Origin of the sequence: Streptomyces sp. NPDC017529, from assembly GCF_044329785.1 — a bacterium.
GTDB lineage: Bacteria > Actinomycetota > Actinomycetes > Streptomycetales > Streptomycetaceae > Streptomyces.
Genome location: NZ_JBIRJY010000039.1, coordinates 1 through 22,209, shown reverse-complemented (window position 1 = coordinate 22,209; position 22,209 = coordinate 1). Strand labels below are relative to the sequence as shown.

The window sequence follows — 22,209 nt, the reverse complement described above, 5'->3', positions numbered from 1 at the left end:
GCATCCCCACCAACAAATTCACCAACGCACGCTGACCCACCACCACACCCTTCGGACGCCCCGTCGAACCCGACGTGAAAATCACATACGCCGGGGCGGCCTGCTGCGGGGCGCCGCCCCGCTCGGTGTCGACGAGGTCGTGCCCGGGGTATCCGGCCAGGTCGGGGCCCGTGGAGTCCAGCAGCATTAGCGGCACTTCGGACGCGGGAAGGGCGTCCCGCACCGTGCTGTGGGTGATCAGCAGACGGGGCTCGGCGTCCTGGAGCATGAACGCGATGCGGTCGGCCGGGTACGCGGTGTCGATGGGCAGGTAGGCGGCACCGGTCTTGAGGACGGCGAGCGCGGCCACGAGCAGCTGTTCCGAGCGCGGCAGGGCGATGCCGACGAACTGCCCGGCGGCGGCGCCCTGTTCGATGAGGTGCCTGGCGAGGCGGTTCGCCGCCGCGTTCAGTTCGGCATAGGTCAGTGTGGTGTCGCCGTGGACCACGGCGACCGCGTCCGGGGTGCGGGCGGCCTGGGCCTCGAAGAGTGCGGCCATGCCGCTGGAGGGCAGCTCGCGGGCCGTGTCGTTCCACTCCGCGAGCACCCGGCCGCGCTGCTCCTCGTCGAGCACGTCCAGCGCGCCGACCAGGCGCGAAGGCTGGTCGGCGAGGGCGTGCAGCACCCTGAGGAAGGCGGCCTTGACCGCCTGTACGGCGGTGGGGTCGAAGGCGTCGGGCCGGTAGCCGATGCGGAAGCGCAGGGCGTCGTCCGGCAGCGCCGCGAGGGAGAGGGGGTAGTGGATGGCGTCGCGTCCCTCGGCGGCGACCGTGCGCAGGCCGTGGGCCGCGGGGGAAGTGCCGTCGTCGCCCTGCGCTTCGGGCGCGTTCAGGGGGTAGTTCTCGTACACCATGCTGGTGTCGAAGAGTTCGCCCAGCCCCGTCAGGCTCTGGATCTCGGACAGGCCGAGGTACTGGTGCGGCAGCAGCCGCACCTGCTCGTCCTGTACGCGGGACAGGAGGGTGCCCAGCGATTCGGCGGGGTCGAGCCGTACGCGCAGTGGCAGGGTGTTGATGAACAGCCCCACCATGTTCTCCACGCCGGCCAGCTCCGGCGGCCGCCCGGACACGGTGACGCCGAAGGTCACGTCCTGGCGGCCGGTGAGCATGCCGACGAGCAGCGCCCACGCGGTCTGGACGACGGTGTTGAGGGTGACGCCGTGGTCCTTCGCCCGTCGCGCCAGCCGGTCCGAGAGCCCGGCCTCCAGGGAGAATTCGGTGCGTTCCGGTTCGACGAGGCCGGCGCCGGCCAGCTGCGGCGCCACCAGGGTCGGCTCCTCCAGGCCCGCGAGGGCCTCGCGCCACGCCGCGCGGGTGGCCTCGCGGTCCTGGCGGCCCAGCCAGGTCAGGTAGTCGCGGTACGGCCGGACGCGGGGCAGCCCGGCGGCGTCGCCCTTGGCGATGTAGAGCGCCATCAGCTCCCTGAGCACGATGGGCAGCGACCAGCCGTCCAGCAGGAGGTGGTGGAGCGTCAGGACCAGGCGGTGGAGGTTGTCGTCCAGCCGGATCAGGGTGAACCGCACCAGGGGCGGCTTGGCGAGGTCGAAGCGCTCGGCGGTGTCGGCGGTCACCAGGCGCCGGGCCTCGGCGTCCCGCTCGTCCGCTGTCCGGTCGCGCAGGTCCGCCTCGCGCCAGGGGATGCGGACCTCGCGGGGGATCAGCTGCGCCCAGTCGCCGGACTTGCGCTGCCGGAAGGCGGCCCGCAGGCCGGAGTGCCGGCGCAGCAGCGCGTCGGCGGCCGCCTTGAGGGCCGCAGGGTCGAGGTCGCCCTCCAGGTCGAAGGCCAGCTGGACGGTGTAGACGTCCGGCCCGGCCGCGTCGTAGACGGCGTGGAACAGCATCCCCTCCTGAAGAGGGGAGAGCGGCAGGATGTCCTCAATTGTCCGCGACTGTCGGCTCACGTCTGCGTCCCCCACTCACTTTCGAAATCCGCTTCGAATTCGTCGATCTCGCTCTGGGACATCGCTTCCAACGCCACGTCCGACGGGGTGAGTCCCCCCACGCCGGGCCCACCGGCGTGTGCATGAAGAGCTTCCAACGCCGCGAACCAGGAATTTGCTAGATCTTGGACCTCTTCGTCGCCGAACAGCGCGCCGGCCCAGGTCCAGCCGGCCACCAGACGGGGGCCTTCGGGGCTTTCCTCCACCCGGGCGTTGAGCTCCAGCGGGTGGGCGAGCGGCATGAGCGGGTCCTCGTCGGGGACCACGCCGGTGCCGCCGGGCACCGGGTCCCAGTCGCCCGGTTCGGCCTGCTCGCCACCGCCGACGCGGCCCAGGTAGTTGTAGCCGATCTGCGGCTGCGCGTGCCCCGCCAACCTGTCGCGTGCCTCGGGGTTCAGGTAGCGCAGCAGCCCGTACCCCACTCCCTTGTCCGGTACGGCGCGGAGCTGTTCCTTGACGCTCTTCAGCACCTCGCCGGCCGCCGGGCCGCCGGACAGCGCCTCGGCCCTGTCGTAGCTGCCGGGGTCGATGCGGACCGGGTACAGGGAGGTGAACCAGCCGAGCGTCTGCGACAGGTCGGCGCCGGGCACCACACTCTCCTCGCGGCCGTGGCCCTCCAGGTCGATCAGCACGTCGTCCGTGCCGTGCCGCCACTCGCGGACCGCCATGGCGAGGGCGGCCAGCAGGACGTCGTCGGCCCCGGCCCGGTACATCGCCGGGACGGTCGTCAGCACCGACTCGGTCACCTCGGGCGACAGCCGCTGCCGCAGTTGGCGCGCGGTGCTGTGGGTGTCGGTCGCGGGGTCCAGCGGCCGGGCGCCCAGCGGGGTGCCCTGCTGCCGTACAACCCCTTCCCAGAAGGGGAGTTCCCGCAGCCGCTGCGGGGACGCGGCAGCCTCGGTGAGCCGCTCGGACCAGCGCCGCAGCGAGGTGCCGACGGGCGCGGGGCGCGGCTGCCGGCCGGCTGCCGTCTCCCGCCACGCCTCCACGAGGTCGGGAAGGAGGATGCGCCAGGAGACGCCGTCGACCACCAGGTGGTGGGCGATCAGCAGCAGCAGGCCGCGCAGGGAGTTGCCGCGGTCCAGCCAGACCGCCTGCACCATCGTGCCGTTCCGGGGCGAGAGCCGGCCGAGGGCCTTGGTTCCGTGCTCGGTCAGCACCGCGCGCACGGCGTCCTCGTCGTCCAGCCCGGCAGCGTCCACCCGGGTCAGGATCTCTTCCACCCGTACGGACCCGGGCTCGCCGATGTCCAGTACGGGCGTGCCGTCGCCGGTGAGCCGGGCCCGCAGGGCATCGTGCCGGTCCAGCAGCGCGTTCAGTACGGCGGCGATCTGGTCGGGGCGTGCGCCCGCCGGGGTGTAGACCGTCATGGACTGGTTGAAGGTGTCCAGCGGGCCGCCGCGTTCGAGGAGCCAGTGCACGATCGGCGTCGCGGGGGCCACGCCCACCCCGACGTCGAGCGGGTCGGTCTCCTGCTGTCCCGTACCGGCGACCTCGGCAACGCCCGCGGGGGTGCGCTGGTCGAAGACGTCGCGCACCGACAGGGTGTACCCGGCCTTGCGGGCCCTGCTGACGAGCTGGATGGACAGGATGCTGTCCCCGCCGAGGGCGAAGAAGTCGTCGTCGGCGCCGACCTGTTCCCGGTGCAGCACCTCGGCGAAGAGCCGGCAGATCGCTTCCTCGCGTTCCGTGGCGGGCGCGCGGGAGCCCGTCTCCGTGCTGAAGACCGGCTCCGGCAGGGCGTTGCGGTCCAGCTTCCCGTTGCCGGTCAGCGGGAGTTCGGGGAGTTCGACGAAGGCCGCGGGCACCATGTATTCGGGCAGCGCCTCGGCCAGCCGCGACCGGAGTGCCGCCGGGTCGGTACGGGCGCCGGGGGCGGGCACGACGTAGGCGACGAGGCGTTTGACGCCCGCCTCGCCCTCGCGTACGAGCACGGCGCCGCGTGCCACCTCGGGGGCGGCGTCGAGCGCGCTCTCGATTTCGCCGAGTTCGATGCGGAAGCCGCGTACCTTCACCTGGCCGTCGGCGCGGCCGAGGAACTCCGTCTCACCGTCGGCCCGGCGCCGCACCACGTCCCCGGTGCGGTACATCCGCTCACCGGGGGCCCCGAACGGACACGGTACGAACCGCTCCGCCGTCAGTCCCGCACGCGCCCAGTAGCCCCGCGCGAGCCCGGCGCCCGCGACGTACAGCTCACCGGCCACACCCACCGGCACCGGGCGCAGCGCCTCGTCCAGCACGTACGCCCGCATGTTGTCCAACGGTCGCCCGACCGGCACCGTCACCGGCACCGCGTCGGCCGACGGCACCCGGTACGACAACGCGAACGTCGTCGTCTCCGTCGGGCCGTACCCGTCCACCACGGCGAGGCCCTCGCAGTGCTCCAGCACCCGCCGCACCGCCCCGGCCGGCACCACGTCGCCACCGGTCCACACCTCGCGCACCCCGCGCAGCGTCTCCGGCGCCTCGTCCGCGACCAGGCCGAACAGCCCGGCGGTCAGCCACAGGCTGGTCACTCCGTGCCCGGCGACCAGCCCCGCCAGTACGGAGACGTCCACGTCGCCGGGTGGCGCCACCACCACGCAGCCGCCCGACAGCAACGCCACCCACAGCTCGTACGTCGACGCGTCGAACGCCAGCGGCGAATGGAGCAGCACCCGCCGGTGGGCACCGTTCGCCCACCGCGTGTCCGCCGCCAGCTCCACGACGTCCCGGTGGGTCACCGCGACGCCCTTCGGCACGCCCGTCGAGCCCGAGGTGTACATCACGTACGCCAGCTGATCCGGGTGTACCTCGGTGCCGGTGCCGGCCGTGGCGGTGCCCGCCTCGCCGTCCCCGCCGTCTTCGCCGACGACCACGCACGCGTGGCCCAGCGCTTCCGCTCGGTCCCGCGACGCCTCGTCGGTGAGCAGCAGCGAGGCCCCGGCCTCTTCGAGGACCTGCCGCATCCGCTCGGGCGGATACGAGTCGTGGAGGGGGACGTAGACGCCGCCGGCCTTGACGATGCCGAGGATGGCCGCGACCGCGTCGGCCGAGCGTTCCACGAACAGGCCGACCCGGTCCTCGGCGCCGAGCCCGCGGCTCAGCAGCCGGTGCGCGATCGCGTCGGCGCGCGCTTGGAGCTCGCGGTAGGTCAGGGTGAGCGTGCCGCATTCCACGGCGACCGCGTCCGGTGTATCGGCGGCCTGCCGTCCGAACAGCTCCGGCAACGAGGCCCCGGGCGTCGCGGTCGTGGCGCCGTTCCAGTCCACCAGCAGCTTGCGGCGTTCCTCCGCGCCGAGCACGTCCAGCCGTCCGAGCCGGACGTCGGTGTCGTCGGTCACGGCGGAGAGCACCCTGCCGAAGCGGTCCAGGACGGACCGGGCGGCGTCCTCGTCGAACAGGTCGAGGCTGTACTCCAGGTCGATCTTGAGCCCGGCCGTGCCGCTGCCGCCGTCGTGCTGCTCGGCGAAGGCGAACAGGAGGTCGAACTTGGCGATGCCGGTGCTGATGTCGTGGCCGGTGACGGTCAGCTCGGGCAGGGCCGCCATCGCCTGCGTGGCGCCGCGCCGGTCGACGTTGTTGAAGGTGGTCATCACCTGGAACAGCGGGTGCAGCGCCAGTGAGCGGGCCGGCCGGAGCACGTCCACGAGCCGCTCGAAGGGGACGTCCTGGTGCGCGTAGGCGGCCAGGTCGGTTTCCCGTACGCGGCCGAGCAGTTCGCGGAACGTCGGGTCGCCCCCCGTGTCGGTGCGCAGCACGAGCGTGTTGACGAAGAAGCCGACGACGTCTTCGACGGCCTCCTCCGTGCGCCCGGCGACCGCGCTGCCCAGCGGGATGTCGGTGCCCGCGCCGAGCCGGGTGAGCAGCGCGGCGAGCGCCGCCTGGACCACCATGAAGAGACTGACGCTGTTCTCCCGCGCCACGGAGAGCAGCCGCGCGTGCAGCCCGGCGCCGGTCTCCAGCGTGACGACGCCGCCCCGGTGGCTGGGCACGGCGGGCCGGGAGCGGCTCGCCGGGAGGTTCAGCTCCTCGGGCAGGCCGGCCAGCTCGTTCCGCCAGAAGGCCAGCTGGGTGCTGATCGCGCTGTCCGGGTCGTCCTCGGAGCCGAGCGTCTCGCGCTGCCACAGCGTGTAGTCGGCATACTGCACGGCCGGCGGCGAGAGGTCCGGTTCCGCGCCGGAACGGCGGGCGCCGTAGGCGGCACTGAGGTCCTTGGCCAGTACGGGCATGGACCAGCCGTCGCCTGCGATGTGGTGCAGCAGCAGGAGCAGGACCCACTCGTCGCCGCCGAGGTCGAACAGCCAGGCGCGGAAGGGCGTTTCGGTGGTCAGGTCGAAGGCGTACCCGCCGGCGCGGTCCAGTTCGGTCCGCAGCGCCTCCCTGGTGGTACGCACCACGGTCAGCTCGGGCCGGGCCCGCTCGGGTGCGAGCACCACTTGGTACGCGCCCTCGTGGTCGTCGGCCGACTCGGCGAAGACCGTGCGCAGGCTCTCGTGCCGCGCCACCACGTCGCCGAGCGCGGCTTCGAGCGCCGGGCTGTCCAGGCTGCCCGACAGGCTCAGCGCGACCGGGATGTTGTACGTCGCCCCGGGGCCCTCCAGGTGGTGCAGGAACCACAGCCTGCGCTGGGCGAACGAGAGCGGCAGCCGGGGCGGGCGCGGCATCGGGGTGATGCCGGCCGGCGCACCGTCCTGGTCGCCCAGGTGGGCGGCGAGGCCGGCGACCGTCGGTGTCTCGAACAGCTGGCGGAGGGGAACGCGGACGCCGAGCACGGAGCGGATGCGGCTGAGCAGGCGCACGGCGGACAGCGAGTGGCCTCCGGCGTCGAAGAAGCTGTCGTCGATGCCGACCCGGGGCACGTCGAGGACGTCGGCGAAGAGCTCGCAGAGGATCTCCTGCCGGGGGGTACGCGGAGCGCGCCCGGCCCGCGCGGGGGCCGCTGCCGGGGCCTCCTCCCCGCGCTTGGCGAGGTGGCCGGTGACGCGCTCGCGCTCTTCCTCGCCGAGCACGACGACGTCGCCCGCGTGCCGGTCGGGGTGGTGGGCGAAGGTGTCGAGCAGGGCCGTGAAGCGCTCGGCGAGCAGGGCGACGGTGGCCTGGTCGAAGAGGTCGGGCTGGTGGTCGAGGTCGAAGGCCAGCTCGTCCCCCGGGGTGGCGACCAGGGCCAGCGGGTAGTGCATCACGTCGCGGCTCGCCGTGCCGGTGACGGTGAAGTCGGCCACGGCGGAGGCCAGTTCGTCGCGGTCGGCCGGGTAGTTCTCGTACACCACGGCCGTGTCGAACAGCTCTCCGTGGCCGGCCAGTGCCTGGATCTCGGAGAGCCCGAGGTGCTGGTGCGCCAGGAGGCGTGCCTGTTCGTCCTGGAGGCGGACCAGCAGCTGCCCGATGGGCTCCTGCGGGCGCAGCGTGACCCGCATCGGCTGGGAGTTGATGAACAGCCCCACCATGGTCTCGACGCCCGGCAGCTCCGGCGGGCGGCCGGAGACCGTGACGCCGAGGACGACGTCGTCGCGCCCGGTGAGCGCCTTGAGGAAGACCGCCCAGGCGGCCTGGACCACGGTGCTGAGCGTGACGCCCTGGGCCTTGGCGCGCGCGACGAGCGCCGCGGTGCGCGCGGCGTCGAGGCGGAACTCCAGCTGGCCGGGGGCCACCGGCGTACGGCCGGCGGCGGCCGGTGCGACGAGGGTCGGCCCGTCGAGCCCGTCGAGCGCCGCGCGCCAGGCCTCGCGCGACTCGGCGCCGTCCTGCCCGGCCAGCCAGGCCAGGTAGTCCCGGTACGGGCGTACGCGGGGCAGTCCGCTCGGGTCGCCCTTCGCGTTGTAGAGCGTGACCAGTTCGCGCAGCACGAGGGGCAGCGACCAGCCGTCCAGCAGAATGTGGTGGTTGGTGATCACGAACCGGTGGTGCCGGTCGGACAGGCGCAGCAGCAGGAAGCGGATCATCGGCGGCTCGGCGAGGTCGAAGCGCTCGGCGGCGTCGGCGGCCAGCAGCCGCCGGGCCTCGGCGGCGCGCCCGTCCTCCGGGAGGCCGCGCAGGTCCACCTCGCGCCAGGGCAGCCGCACGGCGCGCGGCACCACCTGGACCGGCCTGCTCAGCCCCTCCTTGTGGAACGCGGCGCGCAGGTTGGCGTGCCTGCGCAGCAGCGTTTCGGCCGCCGCGCGCAGGGCGTCACCGTCCACCTGGCCTTCGAGGTCGTAGGCGAGCTGCACGGTGTAGATGTCCGGGCCCTCGTCGTCGTAGGCGGCGTGGAAGAGCAGCCCTTCTTGCAACGGCGAGAGCGGCAGGACGTCCTCCAGGTCCGGCACGGTGCCGTCCAGGACGTCGATGTCGCGCTGGGGCAGCGCGCCCAGGGTCAGGTCGCTCGGGGTGTGTCCGCCGGCCCCGGGCTGCCGCGCGTGTGCGGCGAGCGCCTCCAGCGCGTGGAACCAGCCGTCGGCCAGGGCCCGTACGGTGTCCTCGCCGAGCAGGTCACCGGCCCAGCTCCAGGTCGCTTCCAGCCGGGGCCCTGCACCGGTGTCCCGGGTGACCGCGCTGACGGCGAGGGGCTGCGCGAGCGGCAGTGCGGGGTCGACGCCGCGGAAGCCGAACCCGTCGGCGGTGGGCGCCCAGTCCGCGTCGGCCGGGCCGTCCACCCGGCCCAGGTAGTTGAAGCCGACGGCGCCGTGCTCCCGGGCCGCCAGCTGGGGGGCGGTGCGGGGGTTGAGGTGGCGCAGCAGCCCGTAGCCGATGCCGTTGTCCGGTATCCGGCGGAGCTGTTCCTTGACCGCCTTGAGCAGCCGGCCGGCGGCGGGGCCGCCCGCCCACGCGTCGGCCAGGTCCAGCCTGCCCGGCTCCAGCAGGACCGGGTAGGCGCTGGTGAACCAGCCGACGGTCCTGGTCAGGTCGGCGCCGGGGACGACCTGCTCCTCCCGGCCGTGTCCCTCCAGCTCGACGGGGAGTCCGGCGTCGGTGTCGTGGCCTTCGTCGCGGCGCCACCGTACGACCGCGAGGACGAGCGCGGCCAGCATCACGTCGTTCACCGACGCGTGGAAGGCGCCGGCCACCTCGGTCAGCACGGCCTCGGTCACCGGCGCGGACAGGGTCGTCCGCAGGCGTCCCGCGGTGGCCTGGGTGTCCCGTGCGGGGTCGAGGGCGCGGTGGCCGAGCAGCGGGTCGGGGGCGGAGGGGGTCATGGCGTGCCACAGCGGGAGTTCGGCCTCGCGTTCCGCCCGCTGTGCCTCGTCCGTCATCCGCTGCGCCCAGCGCCGGAAGGACGTGCCCACGGGTGCCGGCTCGGGACGCCGTCCCGCCGCCACCGCGCCGACGGCGGCGGCCAGGTCGGGCAGCAGGATCCGCCAGGAGACCCCGTCCACCACGAGGTGGTGGAGGATGAGCAGCAGCCTGCCGGAGCGCTCCGGCCCGCAGTCGAACCACACGCCGCGCACCATCGCGCCCGTCGCGGGGGACAGCTGACGCCATGCCGTGGTGCCGTGCTCGTCGATGGCGGCGCGCAGCGCGTCCTCGTCCAGGTCCGCGGCGTCCACCCTGGTGAAGCACTCCGCGGCGGAGACCGTGCCCGGCGGGGTCACCTCGGCGGGCCCGCCTTCGGGGGTCCGCAGCCGGAGCGCGTCGTGGTGGTCGAGCAGGGCCTGCCAGGCGGCTACCAGGTGGTCCCGGCGCAGGCCGGCAGGTACCCGTACGGTGACCGACTGGCTGAACCCGTCGGTGGGACCGCCGAGTTCACCGAACCAGTGCATGATCGGGGTGCGGGGCACCGCGCCGACGCCGTTGTCCGTCGCGTCCTGGACGGCGTCGGCCACCGGTTCGAGGAGGGTGGCCAGCGCTTCGGCGGTGCGCCCTTCGAAGACGTCGCGGACGGACAGCTTCCAGCCGGCCGCGCGGACCCTGCTCACCAGCTGGATGGACAGGATGCTGTCCCCGCCGAGGGCGAAGAAGTCGTCGTCGACGGCGACCCTGGGCAGGCCCAGGACGTCGGCGAACAGGTCGCACAGCACCTCTTCCTGAGGGGTGCGGGGGCCGCGTCCCGCCCCGGCGGCCCGTTCGACGGCCGGCAGCGCGGCCCGGTCCAGCTTGCCGTGCGGGCTCAGCGGGAAGGCGTCCAGGGCGACGAAGTCCGTCGGCACCAGATGCCCCGGCAGCCGCTCGGCGAGGTAGTCGCGCAGTTCGTCGTCGGCCGGCGCGTTGCCGTCCGGTACGAAGTAGCCCACCAGCCGCCGTACGCCCGGCCGGTCTTCGCGCACCACGACGACGCAGCGGTCGACGGCGGGGTGCGCGGCCAGCGCCGATTCGATCTCGCCGGGTTCGATGCGGAAGCCGCGGATCTTGACCTGGTCGTCGGCCCGGCCGAGGAATTCCAGCTCCCCGTCCGCGCTCCAGCGCGCCAGGTCGCCGGTGCGGTACATGCGCTCGCCCGGCATGCCGAACGGCGCGGCCACGAAGCGCTCGGCGGTCAGGCCGGGGCGGTCCAGGTAGCCCCTGGCCAGTCCAGCGCCGGAGACGTACAGCTCGCCGCCGGTGCCGGGGGGCACCGGGCGCAGATGGTCGTCGAGCACGTACGCCCTGGTGTTGACGATCGGGCGGCCGATCGGCGGGGTGCCCTCGCCGTCGAGCGGGTCGCTCATCGACACGCACACGGTGGATTCCGTGGGGCCGTAGGCGTTGACCATGCGGCGGCCCGCCGACCACTTGGCGGCGAGTTCCGGCGGGCACGCCTCGCCGGCGACGATCAGCGTCGTCGCCGCGGGCACGCCGTCCGGGGGCAGCGCGCCGAGCACGGTCGGCGGCAGCGTCACGTGGGTCACGTCGTACGTGGTCAGCAGTTCGGCGAGCGCGGGGCCCGCCACCAGCCGGTCGGCGGGCGCCAGTACCGCGCTCGCGCCGGTGAGCCAGGCCAGGCACAGTTCCGAGATGGCCGCGTCGAAGCTGGGCGAGGCGAAGTGCAGGACCCGGTCCCCCGGCCGTACGGCGAACCGTTCCCGCTGCCCCTCGACCAGGCTGGACAGGCCGGCGTGCGACACCACGACGCCCTTGGGCCGTCCGGTGGAGCCCGAGGTGTAGATGACGTAGGCGGGGTGGGCGGTGAGCAGCGGCCCGACCCGGTCGGCGTCGGTCACATCGGTGCCGGCCTCGTCGCCGTCGCCGTCGCCCGCCGTGCCGTCGAGCAGCAGGCGGGGCAGCTCGGGCCCGCCCTGCGGTACGGGGAACTCCCCCCCGGTGACGAGCAGCCGGGGCCGGGCGTCGGCGAGCAGGAGGGAGACGCGCGCCGCCGGGTACTCGGGGTCCACCGGCAGGTACGCCGCCCCCGCCTTCATCACCGCGAGCACGGCGACGGCCCACTGCGTCGATCTGGGCAGGGCGACCGCGACGCGGTCCTCGGGCCCGACGCCCCGGGCGACGAGCCGCCTCGCCAGCCGGTTGGCGCGCGCGTTCAGCTCGGCGTAGGTCAGGCGCTCGGCGCCGGACATCAGGGCCACCGCGTCCGGCGCGCGTTCGACCTGGGCCTCGAACAGGGCAGGCAGGGTGCCGAACGGCACGTCGCGTGCGGTGTCGTTGAAGCCGGCGAGCACCTGCCCGCGCTCGGCCGCGTCGAGCAGATCGAGCCGGCCGGTGAGCCGGTCCGGCTCGTACGCCATGGCGTGCAGGATCCGCCGCAGCCGTGCGGCCAGCCCCTGCGCGGCGGCGGCGTCGAACACGTCGGTGCGGAAGTCGACGCGGAAGCCCAGGCGGCGGCCCGGCCGGGCGAGGAGGCTCAGCGCGTAGTGCACGCCGTTGCGCGCCTGGGAGCCGGTGACGCGCAGTCCGGTGCCGTCCAGTGCGCTCAGCCTGGACGGGTCGGAGGGGTAGTTCTCGAAGACCATGCCGGTGTCGAAGAGTTCGCCGAGGCCGGTGGAGCGCTGGATCTCGGTGAGGCCCACGTGCTGGTGGGCGAGGACGCGGGCCTGCTCGGCCTGGATCCGTACGAGCAGGTCGCCGAGGGGCTCGGCCGGCCAGGTGGCGACGCGCAGCGGCACCGTGTTGATGAACAGGCCGATCATGTTCTCGACGCCGGGAAGCTCCGGGGGCCTGCCGGAGACGGTGACCCCGGTGACCACGTCGGCGCGTCCGGTGAGACGGCCCAGCAGCAGGCCCCAGGCGCCCTGCACCGCCGTGTTGAGCGTGACGCCCAGGTCCCTGGCGCGCTCGGCCAGTGCGGTGCTCAGCTCCTCGTCCAGCTCGAATTCGAGCTGTCCCGGGCGGTCCGTCGCCTTGGTACCGGGGCCCAGCAGGGTGGGTTCGGCCAGCCCTTCGAGGGCTTCGCGCCACGCGGCCTGCGAGGCTTCCCGGTCCTGCGCGGCGAGCCAGGCCAGGTAGTCGCGGTAGGGGCGGGCCCGCGGCAGTCCGGCGGCGCGGTCGCCGCCCGCGTAGAGGGTGAAGAGCTCCTTGGTCAGGATCGGCAGGGACCATCCGTCGAAGAGCAGGTGGTGGTTGGTCACGACCAGCCGGAACCGCTCGTCGCCGGTCCTGATGAGCAGGAAGCGGATGAGCGGGGGCCGTGTCAGGTCGAACCTGGTCGCCTGGTCCTGTTCGGTCAGCTCGTCCAGCCGCCGGTCGCGCTCGTCTTGCGGCAGCAGGCTCAGGTCCTCCTCCCGCCACGGCAGCGGAACGGTGCGCGGTATGACCTGGACGGGCTTGCTGACCTTCTCGTGCAGGAACGCGGCGCGCAGTCCGGGGTGGCGGTCCAGGAGCGTGGCCGCCGCCGCCCGCAGGGCCGCGACGTCGAGCGGCCCCGCCAGGTCGAGCCACATCTGCTCGGTGTAGACGTCGACGGACCGGTCGTCGTAGACGCTGTGGAAGAGGAGCCCCTCCTGAAGCGGCGAGAGCGGCAGGATGTCTTCCAGGTCGGATCGGGTCATGACAGCGTTCCCCACTCGGTTCGGAGGGTGTCCAGCTCGTCCTGGCTCAGGGACACCAGCGGTACATCGGACTGCGTGAACCCGCCGGCGTCCGGTCGCCGGGCGTGCTCGGCGAGCGCCTCCAGCGCGCGGAACCACGTCTCGGCGAGCGCGCGGATCCGCTGCTCGGAGACCAGGCCCCGGGCCCAGGTCCAGTCGGCGACCAGTTCGGGGCCGCGTTCCCCGTCGGTCGTGCGGGCGTTCAGCTCCACCGCGTGCGCCAGCGGCATGGCGTCCTCGGTCGGCACCACGCCGACCGTGCCGGGTACGACGTTCCAGTCGGTGGCCTCCGGCGTGGCGAGCCGCCCGAGGTAGTTGAACCCGAACTCCGGTGCGGGGTGGGCGGCGAGGGCGTCCCGGGTCTCGGGGTTCAGATACCGCAGCAGGCCGTAGCCCAGCCCGTCGTCGGGGATCGCCCGGATCGTTTCCTTGACCCGCTTGAGCAGCTGCCCCGCGGCCGGCCCGCCGGCCCACGCCTCGCCGTGGTCGAACACGCCGAGGTCGAGCCGGACGGGGTGGGCGCTGGTGAACCAGCCGACGGTCCGCGCGAGGTCGGCGCCGGGGACCGCGTCCTCGGTACGGCCGTGCCCTTCGAGTTCGAGCAGCGCCGAGGTACCGGTGCCCCGCCACTCGCACACGGCCATGGCGAACGCCGTCAGCAGGACGTCGTCCACGCCGGCGTGGTAGCGGGACGGCAGGGTGGTGAGCAGGTCCTCGGTGGTGCCGGCGGGCAGGGTGAGGCTGAGGCGGCCCGCCGTGCCGTAGGTGTCCACGGCGGGGTCGAGCGCGCGGTCCCCCACCCGGTCCTCCCGGGCCGCGAGCATCCCGGACCACATCGGCAGCTCGCCCTGCCGCGCGGGGTCGGCCGCGAGGTCCACGAGCCGCTGTGCCCAGCGCCGCAGGGAAGTGCCCACCGGCTGCGGCCGCGCCGGCCGGCCGGCGGCCACCGCCTCCCACGCCTCGGCGAGGTCCGGCAGCAGGACGCGCCAGGAGACGCCGTCGACCACCAAGTGGTGCAGTACGAGCAGCAGTTGGCCCGGTGTGTCGCGACCGCGGTCGAACCACACGAGCCGGACCATCCGGCCTTCCCCGGGAGAGAGCGAGCGGCGCGCGGCAATGCCCTCCTCGGTCATCAGCGCGCGCAACCGCGCGGCGTCGAGCCCGGCCGCGTCCACGCGGGACAGGCAGGAGTCGGCGGTGACCGAGCCGGGCGGGTCGACGAACAGCGCCCAGCCGGCGCCGGACTGGCGGACGAGGCGCATGCGCAACGCGTCGTGGTGGTCGAGCACCACCTGAACCGCCGCCCTGGCGTGGTCCCAGCCCAGTTCGGCGGGCACCTGGACGGCGAGCGCCTGGTTGTACTCGCCGAACGCGCCGCCCTGTTCGACCAGCGCGTGGACGATGGGCAGCAGCGGCAGCGCGCCCACGCCGACGTCCGCCGCGTCCACGTCGGCGCCGTCGCCCTTCTCCTCGACCACTTCGGCGACGCGCGCCACGGTGCGGTTCTCGAAGACCTGCCGGACCGACAGCGCCAGTCCGGCCCTGCGGGCCTTGCCGACCAGCTGCATCGACAGGATGCTGTCGCCGCCCAGGGCGAAGAAGTCGTCGTCGATGCCGACCCTGGGCAGCCGCAGCGTCTCGGCGAAGAGCCCGGTCAGCACCTCTTCGCGGGGGTTGCGCGGACCGCGGCCGATGGTCGCCGGGCCGAACTCGGGGGCCGGCAGCCTGCGCCGGTCCAGCTTGCCGTTGGCGGTCAGCGGGAACGCGTCGAGCACCATCAACGCCGCCGGGACCATGTGGTCGGGCAGCTCGGCCTCCAGCCGCTTGCGCAGCAGGCCGGTGTTGACCGGCTTCTCCTCGTCGGCGGGTATCAGGTAGGCCACCAGCCGCTTGCCGGCGCCCCCCTCGTCCACGGCGGTCACGACGGCCTCGCCCACCTCGGGCTGTGCGGTGATCGCGGCCTCCACCTCGCCCGGTTCGATCCGGAACCCGCGGATCTTCACCTGGTCGTCGCTGCGGCCGTGGTATTCGAGATCGCCGTCCTCGCGCCGGCTCACCACGTCGCCGGTGCGGTAGAGCCGGCTGCCGGGCGGGCCGTACGGGTTCGCCACGAACCGTTCCGAGGTGAGGGCCGCGCGGCCCAGGTATCCGCGGGCCAGCTGGCGGCCGGCCAGGTACAGCTCGCCGGGGACGCCGGGCGGTACCGGGTTCAGCGTGCTGTCGAGCACGTACGCCGCGGTGTTGCGCACGGGCTTGCCCACGGCGGGCTTCTCGAAGTCCGCGGTGCGGCAGGACAGGGCGTCCACCGTGCATTCCGTCGGGCCGTAGAAGTTGTAACCGGTCGTGTCCGGCGCCTCGTTCAGCTCGCGCCACAGCGCCTCACCGGCCCCCTCGCCGCCGAGCATGAGCCCGGCGGGGCGGTGCCTGGGGTCGGTGAGCAGGCCGGCGGGGGTGAGCTGGCGGGCGTAGGACGGCGTCACGTCGAGCATGTCGATACGGCGGGTGGCCACGTAGTCGACCAGCGCGTCGGGGTCCATCCGGGTCTCGTCGTCGATCACGTGCAGCTCGTGTCCCGCGGCCAGGAACAGCAGGCCCTCCCACGAGGTGTCGAAGGAGAACACCGCGGTGAGCGCGAACCGTACGCGCCCCAGGGCCTCGGCCGTCGGGCGGATCAGGTGCGCCTCGTGGTTGTCGAAGAGGTTCGCCAGGCCGCGGTGGTCGATGAGGACGCCCTTGGGGCGCCCGGTGGAACCGGAGGTGTAGATGACATACGCCAGGTGGTCCGGGCGCAGCGGGCCGTGCCGCTCGTCGTCGCCCAGGTCCGTGTCGGCGAGCCCGGCGACCGCGGCCTCGGTCTCCGGGGCGTCCAGCCGCAGCCGGGGGGTGTCGCCCGGCAGCTCGCCGCCGGCCCCCGAGACCAGGGTGAGCACCGGGTCCGCGTCCGTGAGCAGGAAGGACAGCCGCTCGGCGGGCAGGTCGGGGTCGACCGGCACGTAGGCGGCGCCGGCCTTCATCGTGGCCAGCAGGGCGACCACCATGTCCAGGGAGCGCGGCAGTGCCAGGCACACCCGCCGTTCCGGGCCCGCGCCGTGGGCGACCAGGTGCCGGGCCAGGCGGTTGGCGCGGGCGTTGAGCTCGGCGAAGGTCAGCGCCGCGTCGCGGAAGACCACCGCGGTGTCGTCGGGTGCGATCCTGGCCCGCTCTTCGAAGACCTGCGGGAAGGTCACGGCCGACGGCTCCGCCGCGGTGTCGTTCCACTCGTGCAGGACCCGGGTCCGCTCGGCGTCCGTCAGCACGTCGACCGCGGCGACCGGCATGCCGGGGTCGTCCGTGACGGCGCCGAGCACCGTGCGCAGCCGCCCGGCGAGGGCCTGGGCGGCACCGGCCGTCACCAGGCCCGGCTGGTAGGAGAGGCGGAAGCGCAGCGTCTCGCGGGGGATCACGTCGAGGGTGACCGGGTAGTGCGTCGAGTCCTTGCGGTGGAGCCCCTTGACGCGCAGCCCCGCCGCCGCGGCGATCTCGGTGGAGCGCGCCGCGTCGAGGGGGTAGTTCTCGAACACCAGGAGGGTGTCGAACAGGTCGCCGCCGAGGCCGACCGCGCGCTGGATGTCCGCGAGCCCGAGGTACGGGTGAGCCAGCAGCGGCGTCTGCTCCGCCTGTACGCGGCCGATGAACGCGGCCAGCGTCTCGGCGGGCCGTATCCGTATCCGGCGCGGCAGCGTGTTGATGAACAGGCCCACCATGTCGCCCGAGTCGGCCACCTCGGCGGGCCTGCCGGAGACGGTGGCGCCGAACATCACGTCGTCGCGGCCCGTGAGCTTGCCCAGGAGCAGGCCCCACGCGGCCTGGACCACCGTGTTCAGGGTGACGCCCAGCTCGCGGGCGCGGTCGGCGAGGGCACGCCCGGCCGGCTCGTCGAGCTCGAACTCGATCTCCTCGGGTGCCGTCGGCACCCGGCTGCCCGCCGAGGGGACCAGCAGGGTGGGCTCGCCGAACCCCTCGCAGGCGTCCGCCCAGGCGCGCAGCCCCGCCTCGCGGTCCTGCGCCTCCAGCCACCGCACGTAGTTCCGGTACAGCGGCGCGGGCGGCAGCGCCGCCTGGTCACCGGCCGTGTACAGGGTCAGCAGGTCCCGCATCAGGATCGGCAGCGACCAGCCGTCCAGGATCACATGGTGGTTGGTCACCACCAGCCGGAACGACTCCGCGCTCAGCCTGACCAGGGTGAAGCGGATCAGCGGCGGACGCCCGAGGTCGAAGCGCGCCCACCGGTCCTCGTCGAGCAGCCGGGTCAGCTTCAGCCCCCGCTCCGCCTCGCTCAGCGCACTCAGGTCGATCTCGCGCCACGGCGTCTCGACCGTACGGCTGACCAGCTGTACCCACTCGCCGGACTTGCGCCGGCGCAGCGCGGCACGCAGGCTCGCGTGCCGCCGCAGCACGGCGTCCGCCGCCGCCCGCAGCGCGGCCGCGTCCACCGCGCCCTCCAGCTCCACGACGAGCTGTGCGGTGTAGACGTCGGCCGCCGACTCGTCGAAGAGGCTGTGGAACAACAGCCCCTCCTGCAGCGGCGACAACGGCAGGATGTCCTCGATCTTGCGCGCCGACCCGGTCCCGGTCACTCTTCCCACTCCTCTTCCAGTTCGGCTTCGAGCTCGTCGATCTCGCTCTGGCTCATCGAGCTGTGCGACACGTCGGCCGGCGTCAGGCCCACGGTGCCGGGGCGCTGCGCGTACGTGGTCACCGCGGTCACCGCGTGCAGCCACAGGTCCGCCAGCTCGTGCACTTCGCCCTCGTCGAGCAGGTCCCCTGCCCAGATCCACTTCGCCACCAGCTCGGGCCCTTCGGGCCCGTCCGTGATCAGCACGTTGACCTCAAGGGCGTACGGCAGGCCCAGGCGCATGTCCGTGCCCGCGATGCCGACGGTGTTGGGCAGGACCGCCCAGTCCTCTTCGGCGCCGACGGCCCGGCCCAGGTAGTTGAAGCGCAGCTGGGGCCGGTTCAGCCCGGCCAGTGCCACGCTGGTGTGCGGGTTGAGGTAGCGCAGCAGGCCGTAGCCGATGCCGTCGCCGGACAGCCGGCGCACCTGCTCCTTGACCCGCTTGAACACCTCGCCCGCGGCCGGTCCGCCCGCCCAGGCGTCCGCGTGGTCGAAGACCCCCGGGTCCAGGCGCACCGGGTACAGGGAGGTGAACCAGCCGACCGTGCGCGACAGGTCGGCGCCGGGCACCAGGTCCTCGGCCCTGCCGTGGCCCTCCAGGTCGAGCAGTACGCGGGAGGCCCCGGCGACGCCGCGGTCCCGCCGCCACTTGCCCACCGCCAGGGTGAGCCCGGCGAGCAGTACCTCGTCGACCCCCGCGCCGAGGACCGAGGCCGCCGCCGTCAGCACCGCCTCGGTGAGGGGTACGGGCAGCGACGTCGTCGTGCGCCCCGCGGTCCCGTGCGTGTCCCGCTCCGGGTCCAGCGGCCGCCCGCCGATCAGCTCGTCCGTCCCGCTCAGTACGTCGGTCCACAGGGTCACCTGCTTGCGCAGCTCCGGTCCGGCGGCGACGTCGGCCAGCCGCTGCGCCCAGCGCCGGAACGACGTCCGTACGGGTTGCAGCTCGATCGCGCGCCCGGCGGCCGCCTGTTCCCACGCCTCGGCCAGGTCCGGCAGCAGGATCCGCCAGGAGACGCCGTCGACGACCAGGTGGTTGATCACCAGGCTGAGCAGTCCGGGCCGGCCGGGCCCGTGGTCGAACCACACCGCCTGGAGCATCAGCCGGGCTTCGGGCGCGAGCCGCCGCCTGGCGGCGACACTGTGCCCGACCAGCACCGCTTGCAGGACTTCCCCGTCGAGACCGGTGACGTCCACACGGCGCAGGCACAGCTCGGCGGAGACCGAGCCGGGTTCCGAGACGTGCAGGGCCCACTCCCCGTCCTCGCCGACGCGGACCTGCATACGGAGCGCGTCGTGGTGGTCGAGGACCGCCTGCACCGCGGCCAGCAGATCCGCGTGCCGGACGCCGGCCGGGACCCGCACGGTCATGGAGTGGTTGAACTCGGCTGTCTCCACCCGGCGTTCGGCCATCCAGCGCAGGATCGGCGTGGCCGGCACCGGGCCGATGCCCGCGCCGTCCTCCTCGACGGCCTCGTCGGTCACGGAGGTGGCCACGGCGGCGAGACCGGCCACGGTCTGACGCTCGAAGACGTCCCGCACGGCCAGCTTCAGACCCTGCCGGCGGGCCGCGCCGACGAGCTGGATCGACAGGATGCTGTCGCCGCCGAGGCTGAAGAAGTTGTCCTCCACTCCGACGGACGGCAGCCGCAGAACGTCGGCCACCAGGGCGCACAGGATCTCTTCGCTCTCGTTGCGCGGCTTGGTGGACGTGACCAGCGCCGCGTAGTCCGGCGCCGGCAGCGCCCTGCGGTCCAGCTTGCCGTTCACCGTCAGCGGCAGCTCGTCCAGCGCGACGACCGCCGAGGGAACCATGTAGTCCGGCAGCCGCTCGGCAGCGAAGGCCCGCAGGGCATCCGGCTCCAGGCCGGCGGTGCCCACCACATAGGCGACCAGGCGTCGGTGTCCGGGGGTGTCCTCGCGGGCCACCACGGCCGCCGCTGTCACCGCGTCGTGCGAGCGAATGACCGACTCGATCTCACCCAGCTCGATACGGAAACCCCGCACCTTCACCTGATCATCAACACGCCCCACGTACTCCAGCTGACCCCCGGTGGTCCACCGCACCAGATCCCCGGTGCGATACATCCGCTCACCACTGCCGAAGGGGCAGGCCACAAACCGCTCCGCGGTCAGCGCCGAGCGGCGCCAATAGCCCCGCGCCAACGGCACACCCGCCACATACAACTCCCCCGCCACCCCATCCGGCACCGGACGCAACCCCGCATCCAACACAAACACCCGCGTATTCCAAAACGGCCGACCCACCGGCACCGCACCCGACGGCGTCACCTCACCCGGACGAAGCCAAAACTCCGCACAGTTAACCGTCGCCTCCGTCGGCCCATACGCATTCACCACCGCCACCCCCGGATGACGCCGCCGCCACCCGTCCAACACCTCACCACGCAACGCCTCACCACCCACCACCAACACACCCGACGGACCCACCCCATCCGGCAACGCACCCAACACACTCAAATGACTCGGCGTCACCTTCGCGAACGACGCACCCGCGTCGACAGCCTGCTCGTCCAGCTCACCCAAATACACCCGGCCGCCCGACACCAACGGCGTCCACAACCCCGTCACACTCAAATCGAACGCCACCGAGGAATGCATCAACGACACCCCCGCCACCGCATCCCCATACACCTCACGACCCCGCACCACATACGCACCCACCGAAGAATGCTGAACCACCACACCCTTCGGACGCCCCGTCGAACCCGACGTATAAATCACATACACCGGATGCTCCACACGCAGCCCACCCAACCGCTCACCATCCACCACATCCCCCGACGCCAACCCCTCAGAAAGCGCCAAGACCTCCTCCACCGCCACACACTCGACACCCTCCGGCGCCGCCTCGACCACACCCCCCAACGCATCCGCCGACGTCACCACCAACACCGGCTCCGCATCACCCAACATGAAACGCATCCGCTCCACCGGATAACCCGGATCCACCGGCACATACGCCCCACCAGCCTTCAACACCGCCAACAACACCACCACCACATCCACCGACCACGGCAACACCACACCAACAAACCGCTCCGGACCCACCCCACGCCCAACCAACCACCGAGCCAAACGATTCGCCCGCGCATTCAACTCCCCATACGAAACCTCCACCCCCGCACATTCCACCGCCACCGCATCACCCGACCGCGCCACCACCCGCTCGAACAACGCCGGCAACACACCCGCATCCACCACACGCGCCGTATCATTGCGCGCCACCAACACCTCACGACGCTCGGCCTCACCCAGCAAACCAACCTCACCGACCCGCACCGACGGATCAGCGGCAACCGTGTCCAAGACCCGCAGCAACCGCTCCGCCAAACGCTCCACCGTCGGCTCGTCGAACAGATCCCGCGCGAACTCCACACCCGCATCCACACCACCGGCCGAACCATCGGCGGCGAACTGCTCCACGAACCGGAACAGCAGGTCCGTCTTGACCTTGGTGGTGCCTACCTCCTCACGCCGAATACGCAGGCCGGGCAGATTGCCGAGTTCTTCGGCGAGGGCCAGGCCGGCGGTGTTGTTGAAGGCCAGCATGGTCTGGAAAAGCGGATGACGGCCGAGTGAACGCGTCGGGTTGAGCTCTTCCACCAACTGCTCGAAAGAGACGTCCTGGTGGTCGTATGCGGCGAGGTTGGTGGCGCGGACGCGGTCGAGGAGTTCCGCGAACGTGGGATTGCCCGACGTGTCGGTACGCAGCACCAGCGTATTGACGAAGAACCCGACCAGTTCCCCCAGGGCATCGTCCGTGCGCCCCGCGACAGGGCTACCGAGCGGGATGTCGGTGCCCGCGCCCATCCGGTCCAGCAACGTCGCCAACGCCGCCTGGAACACCATGAACAGACTCACGTTGTGCGCACGCGCCAACGCCAACAACCGCTCGTGCTGCTCCGCACCGATCCCGAAACCAACCACCCCGCCCTCATGCGAGGCCACCTGCGGACGCGGCCGGTCCGCCGGCAACGGCAGCTCCTCCGGAAGACCGGCCAACGCCGACTTCCAAAACGCCAACTGCCGCGCGTTCAGACTCTCCGGGTCCTCCTCAGAGCCCAGCACCCGGTGCTGCCACAAGCTGTAATCCGCGTACTGCACCGGCAACGGCGCCCACCCGGGAGCCGCCCCGGCACTGCGCGCCGTATACGCCACCATCAAATCCCGCGCCAGCAACGGCAACGACCAACCATCCGCCGCGATGTGGTGCAGCACGACCAGCAGCACATGCTCCTGCTCATCGAGGCGGAACAGCCAGCCCCGCAGCGGATTTTCACTCGCCAGGTCGAAGCCGTACCGAGTGGCTTCGCGCAGTCGCGCGGGCAGCTCGGCCTCGCTCGTTCCCACGATCGCCAGGCCCGGCTCGTAGATCTCCGGCTCGACCACCACCTGGTAGGGGCCCTCACCATCCTCGGTGAAGACCGTGCGCAGGCTCTCGTGACGCGCCACCACGTCACTGAGCGCGGTCCGTAGGGCCTCCTGGTCCAGCGCGCCCGACAGGCGTATCCCCACCGAGATGTTGTAGGTCGAGCCCGGCCCCTCCAACTGGTTGAGGAACCACAGCCGGCGCTGCGCGAACGACATCGGCAGACGCGACGGCCGCGGCTCCACCGCCGTCACCGCCGGCCGCGCCTGCGCCG

Annotated in this window: 4 protein-coding genes; all 4 read right to left on the bottom strand. The window is 72.9% G+C overall.

Going from position 1 to position 22,209, the window contains the following annotated elements; all coding sequences use genetic code 11:
* On the bottom strand, positions 1-1,939 hold a 1,939-nt coding region (locus tag ACH4K4_RS38280), incomplete at its 3' end, for a condensation domain-containing protein (RefSeq protein ID WP_398174860.1).
* The gene (locus ACH4K4_RS38275; protein ID WP_398174857.1) at positions 1,936-12,852 is read right to left on the bottom strand and encodes an amino acid adenylation domain-containing protein; all 10,917 of its coding nucleotides are present in this window, start codon (positions 12,850-12,852) and stop codon (positions 1,936-1,938) included. The genes ACH4K4_RS38280 and ACH4K4_RS38275, both read right to left, overlap by 4 nt.
* A complete protein-coding gene (locus ACH4K4_RS38270) occupies positions 12,849-17,507 on the bottom strand; it encodes an amino acid adenylation domain-containing protein (protein ID WP_398174854.1) in 4,659 nt (1,552 codons plus the stop codon). The genes ACH4K4_RS38275 and ACH4K4_RS38270 overlap by 4 nt, the downstream gene beginning before the upstream one ends.
* Positions 17,504-22,153: an amino acid adenylation domain-containing protein gene (locus ACH4K4_RS38265; protein WP_398174851.1), complete on the bottom strand. Its 4,650-nt coding sequence runs from the start codon at positions 22,151-22,153 to the stop codon at positions 17,504-17,506. Before ACH4K4_RS38265 ends, ACH4K4_RS38270 begins: the two co-directional genes overlap by 4 nt.
* Positions 22,154-22,209: the final 56 nt, after the last annotated feature.